Genomic DNA, 19,753 nt, shown 5'->3' on the forward strand with positions numbered 1-19,753 from the left:
AACGCACAAATAAAAAAAATAGTATAAAAAACCCGATGGGTTTTGAAACCTATCGGGTCTAATATTTTAGAGATTTTATGTTTATTTTGTAAACAACAATTCTCTGTATTTAGTCAATGTCCAAAGTTCATTATCTACCAGTAACTCAAGTTTATCACAGTGGTTTCTGATGATTTCAAAATAAGGTTTTACATTATTACAATATGCCTCAGCCATTCCTTGTGGATCAGTCATGTTGTTTGCTTTCTTTCTTTCGTTAGTCATCGCTTCCACTTTAGAATTGATTCCTTCGATATGACCAGAAATTTCTCTGATTAAGATAATTTGTTCTTTAGCAATTGATTCAAATTCAGCTCCAAAAATATCTTTTAATCCTTTAACATTTTCAATTACAGTATTTTGGTAACGAATAGCAGTAGGAATTACGTGATTTTTAGAAATATCACCTAAAACTCTACCTTCAATTTGAATTTTCTTAGTGTACTCTTCCAATTCAATTTCGTAACGCGCTTCAACCTCGATATGATTCATGATATTCAACTCAGAAAACAAATCCAAAGCTTGTTTAGAAGCTCTTGCTTTTAATGCTTCAGGAGTAGTTTTGAAGTTGCTTAAACCTCTTTTTTTCGCTTCGATTTCCCAAGCATCGCTGTAACCGTCTCCTTCAAAAAGGATGTTTTTAGAAACTTTGATATACTCTCTCAATACATTAAAGATAGCATCATCTTTCTTCATGTCTTTAGATTCAATCAAGCCATCGACTTCTTTTTTGAAATCTCTCAATTGTTTTGCAACAATCGCATTCAAAGTAGTCATTGCATTAGAACAGTTTGCAGTAGAACCTACGGCTCTGAACTCAAATTTATTTCCTGTAAAAGCAAATGGTGAAGTTCTGTTTCTGTCTGTATTATCCAAAAGTACATCTGGAATTTTACCTACTACATTTAATTTTAAATCTGTTTTTTCTTCTGGAGATAATTTTCCTGCAGTTACACCTTCTAATTCAGCTAGAACTTTAGTTAATTGCTCACCAATAAATACAGAGATAATTGCCGGTGGCGCTTCATTTGCACCTAATCTATGGTCATTACTTGCAGAAGCAATAGCTCCTCTTAATAATGCTTCATAATCATTAACCGCTTTAATTGTATTAATAAAGAAAGTTAAGAACTGTAAATTGCTCATAGGCGTTTTACTTGGACTCAACAAGTTTACTCCTGTATCAGTTGCTAATGACCAGTTATTGTGTTTTCCTGAACCATTAACTCCTTTGAACGGTTTTTCATGGAATAACACTTTCAAATCATGACGTTCCGCCACTTTTTGCATTACATCCATTAACAAACAGTTGTGGTCAACCGCTAAGTTTGTCTCTTCAAAAATAGGTGCCAATTCAAATTGATTTGGAGCTACTTCATTGTGACGTGTTTTAACCGGAATTCCTAACAACATACATTCTTGCTCTAAATCTCTCATGTAGGTTAAAGCACGTGTTGGGATAGAGCCGAAGTAATGATCATCTAATTGCTGCCCTTTTGCAGAAGTATGCCCTAACAAAGTCCTTCCGGTCATAATTAGGTCTGGGCGCGAATTTGCTAATGCTCTGTCTACTAAGAAATATTCTTGTTCCCAGCCTAATGTAGCGGTAACTTTCTTTACGTTTTTATCGAAATATTTACACACTTCAGTTGCAGCTTCATCCATAACCATAAGAGCGCGCAATAAAGGTGTTTTATAATCTAATGCCTCCCCGGTATAAGAAATAAAAACCGTTGGAATACATAAAGTAGTTCCAAAAATAAATGCTGGAGATGTAGGGTCCCAAGCTGTGTATCCTCTTGCTTCAAATGTATTTCTAATTCCACCGTTTGGAAAACTTGAAGCATCTGGCTCTTGTTGCACTAATTGCGCACCTCCAAATTTCTCCACTGGATCACTTCCATCATAGGACGTTTCAAAAAAAGCATCGTGCTTTTCAGCGGTAGTACCTGTCAGGGGTTGAAACCAGTGTGTATAGTGAGTCACACCTTTTGACAAAGCCCACTCCTTCATGCCCATAGCTATATAATCTGCTAATTTTCTATCTATTTTAGTTCCATGCTGTACTGCATCACGAACTCCTTTAAAAGCATCCGAAGTTAAATACTGCTTCATTGCTTTTTCATTAAACACATTCGAACCAAAAATAGTTGATTTCCTATCCAATTCTTCAAAATGAATCGGCTTCCTTGTCGATGCTTCTCTTAAAGCTTGAAAACGTAATGTTGGCATATTACAATTTTTAAATTATTATAAATCGATTTGATAAAGTTCAAATATAATCAATTTAAACGAAAAAATAACTCGTCGTATTTATGAAATTATATTTTTAACCCCCAAATTATTGTATATAAAAAAAAATCACCCCTATCAAAATGCACATTTGAAAAAAATATTACCTTAAATAATAAAAATCACCCCCTAATTTTTAATGATAAAAAAAATATTTTACTTTTGTGCCAATAATAATCACGAAGTAATTTACATTGTCATGGCGAAAATAAAATTAGAGTACATTTGGTTAGATGGTTATGAACCAACACAAAACTTAAGAAGTAAAACTAAAGTTGAAGAACACGAAAACTTTCAAGGAACTTTAGCTGAAATTGGAAACTGGTCATTTGATGGTTCTTCAACAAGACAAGCCGAAGGTGGTTCTTCTGACTGTTTATTAGTTCCTGTTGCAATATACCCAGATCCAACGCGTATCAACGGATACTTAGTAATGACTGAAGTTATGAATGCTGATGGAACTGCACATCCTTCAAATGGTAGAGCAACTATAGATGATGATGGTGATTTCTGGTTTGGATTTGAACAAGAGTACTTCATTATGGATACCAAAACTTTATTGCCGTTAGGATTCCCTATAGGTGGTTATCCTGCTCCACAAGGGATGTACTATTGCTCAGTAGGTGGTAAAAACACACACGGAAGATCATTGGTAGAAGAACATGCTGATTTGTGTATTGCTGCTGGAATTAATTTTGAAGGTATTAATCAAGAAGTTGCTTGTGGACAATGGGAATTCCAATTGTTTGCTCAAGGAGCAAAAAAAGCAGGTGATGAAATATGGATTGCTAGATATTTATTAGACCGTTTGACTGAGAAATATGGTTACTACATTGAATATCACCCAAAACCGTTAGGAGACACTGACTGGAATGGTTCAGGAATGCACGCTAATTTCTCTAATGAAGTACTAAGAACATGTGGTTCTCAAGAAACTTACGAGAAAATATGTGAAGCTTTCCGCCCTGTAACCGCAGAACACATTGCTGTGTATGGTGCTTACAATGACCTACGTTTAACTGGTAAACATGAAACTGCATCTATACATGATTTCTCTTACGGAGTATCTGACAGAGGATGTTCAATCCGTATTCCATTAATGACCGTTCAAAAAGGATGGAAAGGATGGCTAGAAGACAGAAGACCAGCTTCAAACGGAGATCCATACAAAATTGCAGCTAGAATTATCAAAACAGTAAATTCTGTTCTATAATTTACAGCTTTAATAAATAATAAAAGTGCCATAACTACGATGGCACTTTTTTTTGTAATACGCTTGGCACTTATCCTATCAAAAATATTTTTCAAAGTAAGAATCAAAAAGTATCTTTGTGCAACTTTAAATATTTGACTTATGATTGTCTGGATTTCTTTTCTAACAGCTGTTTTAATTTTTCTAGCACTCGACCTAGGAGTTTTCAATAAAACACCACATATTATAAGCTCAAAAGAGGCGGGTAAATGGACTGGGATATGGGTTACATTATCTTTTATATTCTCTGGTGTCATCTTCTGGCTTTATACCACAGATTATATTGCAAATCCAGATTCTTTGAAACCTGCGGATGCATCAATAAAATTTATCACGGGCTATTTAATAGAATTATCTCTTAGCATTGATAATATTTTTGTCATCGCTATTATATTCTCTGCCTTTAAAATCCCTCAAAAATATCAACATCGCGTATTATTTTGGGGAATATTAGGCGCCATCGTTTTTAGAGGTTTAATGATCTATTTTGGTGTTTTACTTATTAACAAATTTTCATGGATGACCTATATTTTTGGAGGTTTTCTAATTTACACCGCCATGAAAATGCTTTTCAGTGGTGAAGATGAAAAATTTGAACCTAAAAAATCATTCATTTATAAGACTCTTAAAAAAGTTATGCCTATCTCCAATCACATTGACGGAGAGCATTTCTTTGTAAAAAGAAGGCATATTACAGCTGCTACTCCTCTATTCGTAGCACTGATAGTGATTGAAGTTATGGATGTCGTTTTTGCGATTGATAGTGTCCCTGCAATTTTAGCTATAACAAGCGATCCATTTTTAGTTTTTAGTTCGAATATCTTTGCTATTTTAGGATTGCGTTCTATGTATTTCTTTCTTGCCCATATGCTTGACAAATTTGCTCATTTAGAATACAGTCTTATTGCTATTTTGACTTTTGTGGGTATTAAAATGCTACTTCATGATTACATTAAATTACCAGAATGGGTGTCACTGGCTTTTATAGCCGTTTCACTTATAGCAGGAATTATTGCATCTCTAAGAAAGAGCAGCAAAGAAATGGTGTAATCATAAAAAGTAAAATAAATAAAAAAAGGAAATCTCACGATTTCCTTTTTTTATTTATTTATGAAAAGTCTATTTTACAAATCAATTTTCTGAATCTCAGACTTGCTAACTTTTAGTGCTGACATTACTGCGTCGATGCTATTTTTATTGACTGTAGTTGCAAAATTAGCAGGTATAATTGCAATTCTAAAGGTTTGGTTTTGAGTCCAACTTGATGGTAATGTACTTAGACTAAAATTAGCAGAAAGAAAAATATTGACATTATATCTGGTATAATCAAAATTGAAATCTAATTCTCCGCCATCACTAAAATAATATGTTTGAGGCATTAGTTTCCAAACATCTTCACCATTTACCGTATCATACAAGTGATATACTAAAACTACATCCGACGAATAAATTGGTGGATTAAAAGTAACCAATCTACTGTAGTTATTATTAGAATTAAACGAAGTTGTTACTTCAAACACTTCACTAATGGTATCATTATCCACAGTATCGTTTATTTCAGTTACTTCGCAACTTTGTAGTGTCATCATCCCGATGAAAACTAAAAATAAGGTAATTTTTTTCATTAGTTATAGCTTTAATAATTTATATTGAAAAACTGTATCCATTAATTGTGCCAAAGTTTATTTTAAAAAATAATGTACTTTTTAAAAACGGAAAAAGAACTTAAATTACATACGATAACACTAGGCTTTACGCAACAAGAACGGTTTACAGAGCAACACAATATATTTTTTGGAATTAGTAATTTGATCATATTTATAAAAGATTTTTGGCTTAAAGCCAAAGGGAAATTTCGATTCGACGTTCTGAAATACAGATCAAGCCGTTAAAGAAAAATATCGTAAAAAACTGCAAAATCTGCGAGTTTCTTAAAAAGAAGAGGAATTGTATATTGAATATTTGAAACTGGATAAAATAATCGATTTATAAAAGCATAAAAAAGCATCTGCAAAAACAGATGCTTTTTGATTAAAATTAGTTATGAAGACTATTTAGAAGAAATCACTTTTTTAATACTACTTCCACGATTAGTAGTTACTTTTACAACATACACCTCAGATCTATCTACATAAGAATTAAGATTTAGTGTAACTTCTTTGTTCATGTAACTATTATTATCCATTTTTGAAAGTACTGAAACTCCTTGTGAATTAAGTACATCAATTTTTACATCAGATACATAATCAAATTTATATCTAATAGTAAGTTGATCTTTAAAAGGAACTGGATAGGCATCAAAACTAGCTTTTGAAGTTGAAATATCTACAGGCTCAATAGTATTGATAGTAGTTGGACATTTTGGAACGTCATATCCTATGAATATTCTACAACCATCAAAAGCATTATTGATTTTATCTACAACATTAGCAATACTGGTAAGTGATACTCCATTTGTATTACCACCTCCTAAAGCTTTATTTGCCAAATCAAACAATCCTTGTACCGTTTTATCTCCTTCAATGGCAGCCAAAACATTAGCATCTATTGAGTAGTATTGGTAATCATTTGTCACACTGGTCAAATTACCATTGATATCATAATTACATGTACGTACTTTAGGAATATCTGAACCACAACCACCTTCAGCAGCAGCAGTTACTAACACACCATCTTGTAATACAAAATCGCCAAGAGCGCCATTTACACCTACATTAAGACCTAAAGTGATAGTCTGAGCTAATAAAGTATTATTGATAGTCCCTTTTTTAGACAAATAACTACTAGGCAATGCGCTAATTGAGTAACTACCTGATAACACATAACTGCTTCCACCTCCTGGTAAAACTCTTATTATAGATTCTCTATCAGAAAGCGTATTTGTAACTACCACCGTATTTCCTAATGAACCTATTGTCATTGTTCCTCCATAAGATGCCAAAGCTCTTTCTATAAGCTCTAGAGTTGTGTATTTATCAAAACCACTTTCATCATTTGGAGCACATGACATACCTCCAAGATTACCGTAATATCCTTGTGTATAAGTACATAAAGCTTTAATACAAATCTGAGTAGTAACCACAACTTGATCAGTAGCAGTACATCCATTAGTTGGATCAGTAACGGTTAAGGTATATGTACCTGCCGCATCAACTGTTGGTGTTGCTGTATCCGCTCCAGAAACAATGTTTCCACCATTGCTAGCAGCCCACGCAAATGTAGCATTCAATGTTGAAGATGAACCTGAAAGTATTACAGTAGTATTACCACACAAAATTTGAACATCATCGCCTGCAACTGCATTTGGCAGTGCATTATTCACCGTAACAGTAACCTCATCAGTATCGCTACAACCAGAAGCTGTATGCGTTTTAGTAACGGTATAAGTAGTCGTAACACTTGGATTAACTGTTGGATTTGCTTCAGTCGAAGTAAATCCGGCCGGTAAAGAAGTCCAAGAATAAGTAAATCCAGCTTCTGCTACTTCTCCAATAGAACCACCTGATATATTAATCAAGCAATTTTTAGTGAAATCAGAGCCTGCATTCGCAACAACCGTTGGTTTATTAACCGTTACAGTTACCTCATCAGTATCGCTACAACCAGAAGCCGTATGCGTTTTAGTAACGGTATACGTAGTAGTCACACTTGGATTAACCGTTGGATTCGCGACAGTCGAAGTAAATCCGGCCGGTAAAGATGTCCAAGAATAAGTAAATCCAGCTTCTGCAACTTCTCCAATAGAACCGCCATCAGGATTTGATATACAGGTTTTAGTGAAATCAGAGCCTGCATTCGCAACTACCGTTGGTTTATTAACCGTTACAGTTACCTCATCAGTATCGCTACAACCAGAAGCCGTATGCGTTTTAGTAACGGTATAAGTAGTTGTCACACTTGGATTAACTGTTGGATTTGCAACAGTCGAAGTAAATCCGGCTGGTAAAGAAGTCCAAGAATAAGTAAATCCGGCTTCTGCAACTTCTCCAATAGAACCACCATCAGGATTTGATGTACAGGTTTTAGTAAAATCAGAGCCTGCATTCGCAACTACCGCTGGTTTATTAACCGTTACAGTTACCTCATCTGTATCGCTACAACCAGAAGCTGTATGCGTTTTAGTAACGGTATACGTAGTTGTCACACTTGGATTAACCGTTGGATTTGCGACAGTCGAAGTAAATCCGGCTGGAGATGAAATCCAGGAATAAGTAAATCCGGCTTCAGCAACTTCTCCAATAGAACCGCCATCAGGATTTGATGTACAGGTTTTAGTAAAATCAGAGCCTGCATTCGCAACTACCGTTGGTTTATTCACCGTTACAGTAATCTCATCAGTATCGCTACAACCAGAAGCCGTATGCGTTTTAGTAACGATATACATAGTTGTTACACTTGGATTAACCGTTGGATTTGCGGCAGTCGAAGTAAATCCGGCCGGTAAAGATGTCCAAGAATAAGTAAATCCAGCTTCTGCAACTTCTCCAATAGAACCGCCATCAGGATTTGATGTACAGGTTTTAATAAAATCAGAGCCTGCATTCGCAACTACCGTTGGTTTATTAACCGTTACAGTTACCTCATCAGTATCGCTACAACCAGAAGCCGTATGCGTTTTAGTAACGGTATAAGTAGTCGTAACACTTGGATTAACTGTTGGATTTGCGACAGTCGAAGTAAATCCGGCCGGTAAAGAAGTCCAAGAATAAGTAAATCCAGCTTCTGCAACTTCTCCAATAGAACCGCCATCAGGATTTGATGTACAGGTTTTAGTAAAATCAGAGCCTGCATTCGCAACTACCGTTGGTTTATTAACCGTTACAGTTACCTCATCAGTATCGCTACAACCAGAAGCCGTATGCGTTTTAGTAACGGTATATATAGTTGTCACACTTGGATTAACTGTTGGATTTGCAACAGTCGAAGTAAATCCGGCCGGTAAAGAAGTCCAAGAATAAGTAAATCCGGCTTCTGCAACTTCTCCAATAGAACCGCCTGATATGTTAATCAAGCAATTTTTAGTAAAATCAGAGCCTGCATTCGCAACTACCGTTGGTTCATTCACCGTTACAGTAACCTCATCTGTATCGCTACAACCAGAAGCCGTATGTGTTTTAGTAACGGTATAAGTAGTCGTAACACTTGGATTAACCGTTGGATTTGCAACAGTCGAAGTAAATCCGGCTGGAGAGGAAGTCCAGGAATAAGTAAATCCAGCTTCTGCAACTTCTCCAATAGAACCGCCATCAGGATTTGATGTACAGGTTTTAGTAAAATCAGAGCCTGCTACTGCCACTACCGTTGGTTTGTTAACCGTTACAGTTACCTCATCAGTATCGCTACAACCAGAAGCCGTATGCGTTTTAGTAACGGTATACGTAGTAGTCACACTTGGATTAACCGTTGGATTTGCGGCAGTCGAAGTAAATCCGGCCGGTAAAGATGTCCAAGAATAAGTAAATCCAGCTTCTGCAACTTCTCCAATAGAACCGCCATCAGGATTTGATGTACAGGTTTTAATAAAATCAGAGCCTGCATTCGCAACTACCGTTGGTTTATTAACCGTTACAGTTACCTCATCAGTATCGCTACAACCAGAAGCCGTATGCGTTTTAGTAACGGTATAAGTAGTCGTAACACTTGGATTAACTGTTGGATTTGCGACAGTCGAAGTAAATCCGGCCGGTAAAGAAGTCCAAGAATAAGTAAATCCAGCTTCTGCAACTTCTCCAATAGAACCGCCATCAGGATTTGATGTACAGGTTTTAGTAAAATCAGAGCCTGCATTCGCAACTACCGTTGGTTTATTAACCGTTACAGTTACCTCATCAGTATCGCTACAACCAGAAGCCGTATGCGTTTTAGTAACGGTATACGTAGTAGTCACACTCGGATTAACTGTTGGGTTTGCTGCAGTCGAAGTAAATCCGGCCGGTAAAGAAGTCCAAGAATAAGTAAATCCAGCTTCTGCAACTTCTCCAATAGAACCACCATCAGGATTTGATGTACAGGTTTTAGTAAAATCAGAGCCTGCATTCGCAACTACCGTTGGTTTGTTAAACGTTACAGTTACCTCATCAGTATCGCTACAACCAGAAGCCGTATGCGTTTTAGTAACGGTATAAGTAGTTGTCACACTTGGATTAACCGTTGGGTTTGCAACAGTCGAAGTAAATCCGGCCGGTAAAGAAGTCCAAGAATAAGTAAATCCAGCTTCTGCAACTTCTCCAATAGAACCACCTGATATGTTAATCAAGCAATTTTTAGTGAAATCAGAGCCTGCATTCGCAACTACCGTTGGTTTATTAACCGTTACAGTTACCTCATCAGTATCGCTACAGGTAGTACCTATTTTAGTCTTAGTTACAGTATAGGTAGTGTTTACTAATGGATTAGCGATAGGATTTGCAATATTTGTTGCGCTCAATCCTGTAGCTGGCGCCCATGAATAAGTAAATCCTGCTTGAGGAGTTTCTCCTATTTCTTTACCATCAGGGTTGCTTATACATGTTTTAGCAAAGTCGGCTCCAGCATTAACTTGTGGAGTCAAATCCAAATTCAATTGAATGGGTCTTCCAGGGAAATCTTTTAATTCAGATTGGTCTGAACTTCCAGAAGACCTTGTTCTAATAAACAACGTACTAATTGTAAAGCAAGGATTATTAAACAATTTGAACACTTGAGTAAGATTGATGGCACCCTCTGCCCATTGATTCGGAGCATAAGAACCGGTGAGTCCGCTTCCATATACATCAAAGGGCACATCGGTAGTTGAGTCGTTGTTCGTACAAAAAATATTGCCTTTAATACCAGGAGCATCGTTTGATATAACTTTATATTGCCACGGTCCATCCTCATTAGTCCATCTACGAATCACGACCGTAGCGTCACCACCACCTTGAGTAAACTCAATGGTAATTAACAAATCCCCCTCCGTGCGACCACCAGTTGAGTCAGGTGCGCCAGTAATAAATGTGCCGCTCCCTCCTGTGATGGGTGCTGTATTTATAAAAGGATCAATCACTCCAGGTTCCGGAAGTGCACCAGTAATTGTTAATGATTTCTGTAAAAATTCGAAATCAATATAACTGCTACCATTAGTTACCTGACGGTCACCGGCAAAAAGACACCACAAATCATTTGAGTTTCCAGTTATAGGAAAACTATAGCTGGTCCCATTCGTACTTACTCCACCTGCCATAGCATCCTTACCATAACTGAAATGAGCACCACAGTTTTGGATTTCATTTTTGTTTGGCGAAGTCCCTCCACCCCAAGTATAGGTATTGGGATTATCATTTATTTTATTGGAGCTAGTGAATATCGTTGGGTCATTTGTGTATGGATCCTTCAGGAAATAGGTAACTGGAACAGGAGCAAGAGTTGATCCTGGATAAAGAAGACTTCCATCAGTCATGTTAAGAATACCATGATTTACAATAGGTAGTGTAGGATGGTCAACAGAACGAAGTCTGTCAAACAAATCACCTACATTTTGATATATACCACCAACGGGTTCATGAGCCCAGCCATCACCATCAATTCCATCACCTCCAATGGGGTACTGTACAGGTATAACTCCTTTGATAGACTGCGCATTTGCCGTATATCCCGCCATCAGGATTACCCCAAACAAAAGAGGTAAAGCAAACGACTGGCGCCAACAACGGAGCCATAGCCTTGATAGTTGATAAATAGGAGTATTAAAATTAAACTTTGAAAAACCTGCGTTGAAGCGCCAGGAAAAAGTGTGACAATATTCTAATACACTTTTTATCGTATGGAAAATAAATTTTTTCATAATAATTTGGTTTTAAGACCATATTATTAATAAGAAAGCACATGTAGATGTTGGGTTTTCGAAAAATTGAAAAGTCCTGTTTCATAGAGAGTAGTTTAATACCATAAATTAGAAAAAAAAGGAAGTTACAAACCGGGGCATTAAAAATTACTGAGATACAAATCAATCTTCATAAACACATTTATGAAGTAATCCATCGTTCAAAAGATTTTTATTGTGGGGAACAATAACAAAATTCTTTTATCTGCCAGACAATTGCCTTATAAAGCAATCTCGAAACTTTAATCTAAAACAATCAGTATTGAAATTAATAAAAACAGAGGCAAACAAAGATTTTTAACTCAAAGGAATAACTTGCAGAAAACGAAATATCTTCAAAAAACAACTTCACGAAGCACGTAAACTAACAAAGTCCATTTTATTGTAAAGAACAAAAAAATCTTTTGTTTACCAGAAAGTTACTTTGCAAAAAAACTTAAATAATTAACTTTTTGTTGAATCAAAGTTAGGTATAACATCAAAAAAAGAAAATAAAAAAACTCTAAACAAGATAAAATTCTATTATTCCCGACAAGAGACACTATTCGCTAAGAAAAGGTTTACAGTTATAAAATATTAATACTTAATTACATATTAACTATTTGACAATCAATTAATTAAGTAAATTATTATTTAAATTTTGTTAATAAAAAAATGATGTTAAAAAACATCAAAATTCTTTAACATATGTATTATTAGTGTCAATTTTTTAACTAACATTTTATTAAAATATTTCTAATCTTAAAATATTAGAAATGATTCCCATTTTTAGATTTTAAAACTTCCTTAAAGTTCTAAAACATTGATTTTTTTTTAAAACGCTACAGCAATTTAAAAAATGACAATAAAAAACGACCTCCATTGCTGAAAGGTCGTTTATGTTACAATTCGATTCTAATTTCTATGCTGTGACAACAGTATTATTTCTTAAAATTTTGTTAAAAAAAAACAAATGGTAAGGTAAAGCATTTTTCAAATATCCTCAAGTAGGTACTCTTGTGCGTTCCGCATAATCATGAGAAACTTTATTAGGCAAATCTTTCAGCATCTTTTATGAATCTAATAGATGCAAAAAATGTTAAAAAATGATAATTGTTATCATTTACTTTTAGACATTCTTGAAAGGAGTTTTAGTAGTTTCCCAAGAAGTCATACCTAAGTGCCTAGATGAAAATTTAAGTGTAATTTACACCTAAAACAAAAAAAATCAGTAACTTTATAGTCCTTTTTCGCAAAGGAAGTAAATCCCCAATTACCTGAACAACAACTGCTTTAAGTCGCAACCATTCCTTTTCTTACATATTTTTTTTCACTTAGTTTATTAATCGAATTTAGTATCCATTTAAATAACACTTACGATGAAAATAATACTTACAGGTGCAACGGGCGTTTTGGGTTCTCAGATCATGTATGAAATTCTCGAACTATTCATAAACGAGAGAATTGACGGGAAGCTTTTCTTGATTTCCAGAAGCAAAGGAAAAAAAACCGCCTTGGACCGCATAAACGAATTGCTATCTAGCAGCTATACACCTCAAATCCTAAAAGAGAAAGGGCTTGAAAAATTAGACCAATACATCGAAATTATCGATACGGATTTGGATTCTATACAGGAGAATTTTTCAAGCAAGATTGATGGTGCCTATTTTATCCATTCGGCAGGATTTGTCAATTTATCCACAGATGAGGAGCACCGTGAAAAAATATTTGATGAAAACACTAAGAATACCAAAGTCATTTTAAACAATTTTCATCATTTCATAAAAAAATTCATTTACATTGGAACAGCTTTTTCCTCTGGAGAACGCACGGGATTAGTAGACAATGACTTTCATAATCTGGACTTCATACCCAAGCATCGCAATGCTTATGAAAACGCCAAATTTCATTCTGAGAGCTTTGTTTCCCAACGATGTAAAGCCCTGGAATTACCTTTTCAAATACTGCGTCCAAGCGTTATTTGCGGAAAAATGTTAGGAACAGAAAACAACTATTTTATCTCCAAATACATGGTTTTCTACCTCTTAGCCAAATTTTTCCACTTTGCAGCCCAAAGAAAAACTGAACAGGAAAATGTACGCTTTATGATCAATGAAAAAACCGGCTTAAATATCATTCCTGTCGATTATGTGGCCAAAGTGATTGTTTCTGTTTTTAGAAGAGATGATATTCAACAACTCAATATTGTCAGCCATAAAAGCTTAAATCTAATGAAGGGATTGGAATTGATCATGAAGGAAGTTGGATATAACAATTATACCATAATTAAAAACACACCACATTTCGAGTACCAAAACACCACCGAAAAATTGTATTACGAAAGCATAGGCAAGCACCTAAAGCCCTATCTCGTGTCCAGTGACAAACAATTTAACACTACTTTACTGAATTCCATTCTAGAAATTCCAACACTTGATAATGAGACATTTACTCAATTGATTCGATATGCCAGATTAAACAATTTTAAAGATGTCAACGTTTAATTTTGTTCCCTAATCAAGTAATTTTTAGAGTTCTGATGGATTCCGATAGTTATCAAAGGAGGAATTCCCACACAGTTATTCCGCAAAGTTTGAGGCGAGAATTTGTGATAAATGTTTGTGATATAAAAAGACCCTTCATTCCTGAAAGGTCTTTTGTGTTAACAATTATAATCAAATTCTAATATCTATTTCACCACTAGAGAATTATTCCTTAAAATTTTGCTAAAAAATAATACATGAGAAGGTAACGCATTTTCCCAATATTCCCAAGTATGCGCTCCTGGCCGTTCCGTGTAATCGTGAGCAACTTTATTATAAACAAGTCTTCGGTGTAATTCTCGATTGGATTCAATCAAAAAATCATCTACTCCGCAATCTATAATCAATTCCAGTTTGTTGCTTTTTATTTTGTCCACCATATTCAAAACCGCATTAGAGGCGTAAACTTCCTGAGGCGCTCCTTCGATTCCAAAAACAGGTTCCATTAACTTGGTAACTCTCTCCTTAGATTCCGGATTTATCATGCTTCCCATATCTACTGCTCCACTCATACTTCCTGCAGCACAAAATAGTTCTGGGTGTTTTGTTGAAAGATACAGTGCTCCGTGGCCTCCCATGGAAAGCCCAGTAATTACACGCCCTTTTCTGTCATTTATGGTTCGATACGTGTTATCTACTTTCTGAATTACTTCTTTCGTGATATAAGTTTCAAACTGGCTTCCTTTATTCACAGGACTATCCAGATAAAAACTGAATGTTTCCCCTTCTGGCATTACAATTATGATATTATATTGGTCGGCTAAATTGTGTAATAAATTCTTATCAGGAGTTTTAGACAACCAATCATTAAAATGACCATAAGCGCCATGCAATAGGTAAAGAACAGGATAATTAGCTTTACTTTTCGCATAAGAACTTGGTAAAACTACCGCAGCTTTATAGGTTTTATTCATTGCCATACTAGGAATTTGCAACGTATCGGCTTTTGCAGCATAAGAATCGGCAACATGCCCGAAAAGAAAAAATAAGAATACAATTTGAAGTTTTTTCATTGGAACGTTTTTTTGGTGATTGAAAAGTAAATATAATACTTTAGAATAAATAAAATGAACTCGTACTAATTACTACACAAAAAAAAGACCTCTCATCGCTGAAAGGTCTTCTAAAAATATTTAATGCAAATCTTTACTGCCCGAAAGCGGTTAAGCTATTCACACACTTTTTGCGATGCAAAAAGTGGTTCTCTGCTTACATATTTCTTCTGTACTGCCCACCCACTTCAAACAAAGCAGATGTGATTTGTCCCAAAGAACAAACCTTCGTTGCTTCCATTAAATGTTCGAATAAGTTTTCGTTTTTAATAGCTGCTTCTTGAAGCGTATTTAAATGCGCATTCACTAAATCCTGATTGGACTGGTGCAAATGGTTCAACATATCAATTTGGTATTGTTTTTCTTCTTCCGTAGCACGAATTACTTCAGCTGGAATCACCGTTGGAGAACCTTTGGAACTCAAGAACGTATTCACTCCAATAATTGGGAATTCACCTGTATGTTTCAACGTTTCATAATACAAACTTTCTTCCTGAATTTTACTTCTTTGGTACATCGTTTCCATAGCACCAAGCACTCCGCCACGTTCGGTAATTCTGTCGAATTCTTGCAAAACTGAAGCTTCCACTAAATCTGTCAATTCTTCGATGATGAAAGCACCTTGAATTGGATTTTCATTTTTGGCCAGACCTAATTCTTTATTGATAATCAACTGAATCGCCATGGCACGACGCACTGATTCTTCAGTAGGCGTTGTGATTGCTTCGTCATAAGCATTAGTATGCAACGAATTACAATTGTCATAAATCGCATACAACGCTTGCAAAGTCGTACGAATATCATTGAAATCAATTTCCTGTGCATGCAAAGAACGACCTGATGTCTGAATATGGTATTTCAACATTTGAGCACGTTCATTAGCACCGTACTTGTTTTTCATGGCTTTCGCCCAAATTTTACGCGCTACACGACCAATAACGGCATATTCAGGATCTACTCCATTTGAAAAGAAGAACGATAAATTTGGTCCAAAATCATTGATATTCATTCCACGACTCAAATAATATTCCACATACGTGAAACCATTTGAAAGTGTAAATGCCAATTGTGTAATTGGATTTGCTCCTGCTTCAGCAATGTGATATCCTGAGATAGAAACCGAATAGAAGTTTCTAACATTCTTAGTAATGAAATATTCCTGTACGTCACCCATCAATCGCAACGCAAATTCAGTAGAGAAAATACACGTATTTTGGGCTTGATCTTCTTTCAAAATATCTGCCTGAACGGTTCCACGAACTTGAGATAACGTTCTTGCTTTGATATCATTATATACTTCCAAAGGTAAAACCTGATCTCCGGTAACGCCCAAAAGCATCAAACCTAAACCATTATTTCCTTCGGGTAAATCACCTTGATAATGCGGTCTTTCTACTCCTTTAGCTGCGTATATTTTGTTGATTTTTGCTTCAACTTCTTTCTCAAGACCATTTTCTTTGATGTAAAACTCACATTGTTGGTCAATCGCCGCATTCATGAAAAAACCTAATAACATAGGTGCTGGTCCATTAATAGTCATACTCACCGAAGTCATGGCATGAACCAAATCAAAACCGGAATATAATTTTTTAGCATCATCCAAGCAACAAATAGAAACTCCGGCGTTACCGATTTTTCCATAAATATCAGGACGTACATGTGGATCGTTTCCGTATAAAGTTACACTGTCAAAAGCAGTTGATAATCTTTTAGCAGGTAATCCCGCACTCACATAATGAAAACGTTTGTTGGTTCTTTCCGGTCCGCCTTCTCCGGCAAACATTCGAGAAGGATCTTCTCCTTCACGCTTGAAAGGATACAAACCTGCGGTGAAAGGAAATTCTCCAGGAACATTTTCCTGCAAACACCAACGTAAAATATCACCCCAAGCTTTGTACTTTGGCAATGCAATTTTCGGGATTTGAGAATGCGAAAGTGACTCCGTATGCGTAGCCATTTTTATTTCCCTGTCACGAACTTTGAACGTATAAACGGGATTTTTGTACTTGTTTACTTTTTCGTCCCAAGTCAAAATGATTTCCCAATTGTACGGATCCAAATCCATTTTTACTTTATCGAATTGATTCAGTAAAAGATTCAAAAATATTTTGTCCTCAGAAGCACCTGGTTTTTCAGATTCCAAAGCACTTGGCAAAACTGAATCGTCATTAATTCCTGCTTTGTTTAACTCAGGAGTTTTTTTAGCTACTGTTTCAATCGTTTTGAAAATTCCGTATAATTTTTGAGCAACTTGTTCTTGGCTTACCGCAGTAACATCATATTTACGGTTACTTTCAGCAATTTCAGATAAATAACGGGTTCTGTGTGGCGGAATAACGAAAATCTTCTCGCTCATTTCACGCGTGATTTGAAACGTTGATTTCAAATCAGAATTTGTTTTTTCATGGACTTTATCCATTATCGCTTTGTACAGCGTATTCATTCCCGGGTCGTTGAACTGCGAAGCAATTGTCCCGAAAACCGGAAGTGTATCTAAATTAGCATCCCATAAATTATGGTTGCGTTGGTACTGTTTTTTCACGTCTCTCAAAGCATCAAGAGAACCGCGTTTGTCGAATTTGTTTATTGCTACCAAGTCAGCAAAATCAAGCATGTCGATTTTTTCCAATTGGGTTGCAGCACCAAATTCAGGTGTCATTACATATAAAGAAACATCGGAATGGTCCATAATTTCCGTATCAGATTGCCCGATTCCAGAAGTCTCCAAGATGATGATATCGTATTTTGCCGCTTTAATTACTTGGATTGCATCGGCAACATATTTAGATAAAGCCAAATTGGATTGACGTGTAGCCAATGAGCGCATGTAAACACGAGGATTATTGATAGCATTCATTCGGATTCTATCGCCTAATAATGCACCTCCCGTTTTACGTTTAGATGGATCTACTGATATTAATCCGATTGTTTTTTCGGGGAAATCAATTAGAAAACGACGCACTAATTCATCCACCAAAGATGATTTTCCTGCTCCCCCTGTTCCTGTAATTCCAAGAACCGGAATCGTACTATTTTCATTCTTTTTTTGGATGGCTTCCAAAGTTTTTGCCGCTACATCAGGAAAATTTTCTGCTGATGAAATAATTCTGGCAATTGCTTTTGGATTTTTTTCTTCCAAATGATTGATTTCATCCGTCAGTTTATCGCCAATAGCATAATCCGATTTTTGTACTAAATCGTTTATCATTCCCTGCAATCCCATCGCACGTCCGTCATCTGGAGCGTAAATTCTGGTGATTCCGTACGCTTGCAATTCAGCAATTTCTGAAGGCAGGATTACACCGCCACCACCACCAAATATCTTGATTTGGCCCGCTCCTTTTTCCTGAAGCAAGTCGTACATGTACTTGAAATATTCGTTATGTCCTCCTTGATAAGAAGTTATCGCAATGGCATTGGCATCTTCTTGAATTGCTGTATTGACCACTTCTTCCACACTACGGTCGTGGCCTAAATGGATTACCTCAACACCTGTAGATTGAATAATTCTACGCATGATGTTGATTGCCGCATCGTGACCGTCAAAAAGAGCAGCTGCGGTTACAATTCTTACTTTATTGTTAGGGATATATGGTTTTTGTTGTTCCATTTTATGAATATGATAATTTAAGCCTGCAATTTACAATTTTATTTTAAAAATTATTTGATGTTGCCGCTCGTTGTTAATAAATAAGGAAGAATTTTGTTATTTAGCCCCGATTGAAGCGGCATCTCCCGATTTAGAAAAACAAGGCTTTTTTTTAGCCGTAGTTTTTATTTATCGGGAATACAGCGGAAAGCGGGACAAATCGTGATTAATACTACTAAACTTTGTGCTTCTAAATAATAGTTGGCTTTGTTTTTGAATAAGTAGTATTTTTACAAATGCCAAATGGCAAACAGATGAAGTAAACTAATAATATAATTACGATGAAGAAAATTTTAGTTTTAGCAGTAGCAATTTCGCTTTCCAGTTGTGCCGAAATGCAACAAGTTATGAATCAATTTCCGCAAACGCAAGGAATTGGGGGCGTTGATATTGCCGGCGGATTGAAGGAAGCACTGAATAATGGGATTTCAAAACAGGTAACAAAATTGACTGCCACCGATGGTTTTTACAGAAATGAAGCCGTAAAAATTTTATTGCCGGAAGAATTGAGAAAAGTAGACGCGGGTTTGAGAAGAATTGGATTGAGTTCTTTAGCCGACGAAGGATTAAAAGTATTAAATCGTGCTGCCGAAGACGCGGTAAAGGAAGCGACGCCAATATTTGTTGATGCCGTAAGAAACATGACTTTTATGGATGCCAAAACGATTTTGATGGGAAATGAAAGTTCGGCGACTACTTATTTACAAAACAGTACTTCGACAGCTTTATACGGAAAATTCAATCCTGTGATTAAAAATTCGTTTACTAAAGTAGGTGCCGATAAAGTTTGGGCCAACATTATTACAAAATACAACAGCATTCCTCTTGTAAATAAAGTAAATCCTGATTTGACGGATTACGTTACGAATCAAGCGCTGAATGGTGTTTTCAAAATGGTTGCCGTTGAAGAGAAAAATATCAGAACTAATCTAAGTGCCAGAACTTCTTTTTTGTTACAGAAAGTTTTTGCCATGCAGGATAACAAATAGATTGAAATTGGGCTGTTTTTTTTTAAACATTAAACAGCCAAATTCAACTTTTTTATAAAAACAAATACGTTTAGTTTTGAAAAATACTATTCATTACTAAGAACAAAGCTGAAAACAG

Annotated in this window: 9 protein-coding genes; 4 read left to right on the forward strand and 5 right to left on the reverse strand. The window is 35.8% G+C overall.

The genetic code is table 11. From position 1 onward, the window contains the following. Window positions 1–81: 81 nt before the first annotated feature. Window positions 82–2,271 (reverse strand): glutamine synthetase III family protein, encoded by a 2,190-nt coding sequence (locus tag ACNQF8_RS00095; protein ID WP_417950280.1) that lies wholly within the window; start codon window positions 2,269–2,271, stop codon window positions 82–84. A gap of 259 nt (window positions 2,272–2,530) precedes the next feature. On the opposite strand from ACNQF8_RS00095, the gene ACNQF8_RS00100 reads away from it, so the two are divergent. Together ACNQF8_RS00100 and ACNQF8_RS00105 are read left to right on the forward strand one after the other, a co-directional pair. Next, entirely contained in the window at window positions 2,531–3,544 is a 1,014-nt protein-coding gene (locus ACNQF8_RS00100) for a glutamine synthetase beta-grasp domain-containing protein (protein ID WP_315206974.1), read from the forward strand. A gap of 141 nt (window positions 3,545–3,685) precedes the next feature. Continuing rightward, window positions 3,686–4,633: a TerC family protein gene (locus ACNQF8_RS00105; RefSeq protein ID WP_417953398.1), complete on the forward strand. Its 948-nt coding sequence runs from the start codon at window positions 3,686–3,688 to the stop codon at window positions 4,631–4,633. 74 nt (window positions 4,634–4,707) lie between these two features. Here ACNQF8_RS00105 and ACNQF8_RS00110 read toward each other — a convergent pair whose 3' ends face one another. Both ACNQF8_RS00110 and ACNQF8_RS00115 read right to left on the reverse strand, forming a co-directional pair. Continuing rightward, entirely contained in the window at window positions 4,708–5,208 is a 501-nt protein-coding gene (locus ACNQF8_RS00110; RefSeq protein WP_315206980.1) for a hypothetical protein, read from the reverse strand. A 425-nt stretch (window positions 5,209–5,633) separates the two neighbouring features. Then, window positions 5,634–11,384, reverse strand: coding sequence for a T9SS type A sorting domain-containing protein (locus tag ACNQF8_RS00115; protein WP_417953399.1), 5,751 nt, complete (start codon window positions 11,382–11,384; stop codon window positions 5,634–5,636). 1,397 nt (window positions 11,385–12,781) lie between these two features. Here ACNQF8_RS00115 and ACNQF8_RS00120 point away from each other — a divergent pair. Further along, window positions 12,782–13,906 (forward strand): SDR family oxidoreductase, encoded by a 1,125-nt coding sequence (locus tag ACNQF8_RS00120; RefSeq protein ID WP_417953400.1) that lies wholly within the window; start codon window positions 12,782–12,784, stop codon window positions 13,904–13,906. Window positions 13,907–14,091: 185 nt separating this feature from the next. On the opposite strand, the gene ACNQF8_RS00125 is transcribed toward ACNQF8_RS00120, so the two are convergent. Beyond that, window positions 14,092–14,958 (reverse strand): alpha/beta hydrolase, encoded by an 867-nt coding sequence (locus tag ACNQF8_RS00125; RefSeq protein WP_417950284.1) that lies wholly within the window; start codon window positions 14,956–14,958, stop codon window positions 14,092–14,094. A 196-nt stretch (window positions 14,959–15,154) separates the two neighbouring features. Next, entirely contained in the window at window positions 15,155–18,607 is a 3,453-nt protein-coding gene (locus ACNQF8_RS00130) for a methylmalonyl-CoA mutase family protein (RefSeq protein WP_417950285.1), read from the reverse strand. A gap of 320 nt (window positions 18,608–18,927) precedes the next feature. Between ACNQF8_RS00130 and ACNQF8_RS00135 the strand changes: the two genes are divergently transcribed. Further along, window positions 18,928–19,635: a DUF4197 domain-containing protein gene (locus ACNQF8_RS00135; protein ID WP_417953401.1), complete on the forward strand. Its 708-nt coding sequence runs from the start codon at window positions 18,928–18,930 to the stop codon at window positions 19,633–19,635. The last annotated feature ends 118 nt before the right edge of the window (window positions 19,636–19,753 follow it).

This window comes from Flavobacterium labens (assembly GCF_048286755.1).
Lineage (GTDB): Bacteria > Bacteroidota > Bacteroidia > Flavobacteriales > Flavobacteriaceae > Flavobacterium.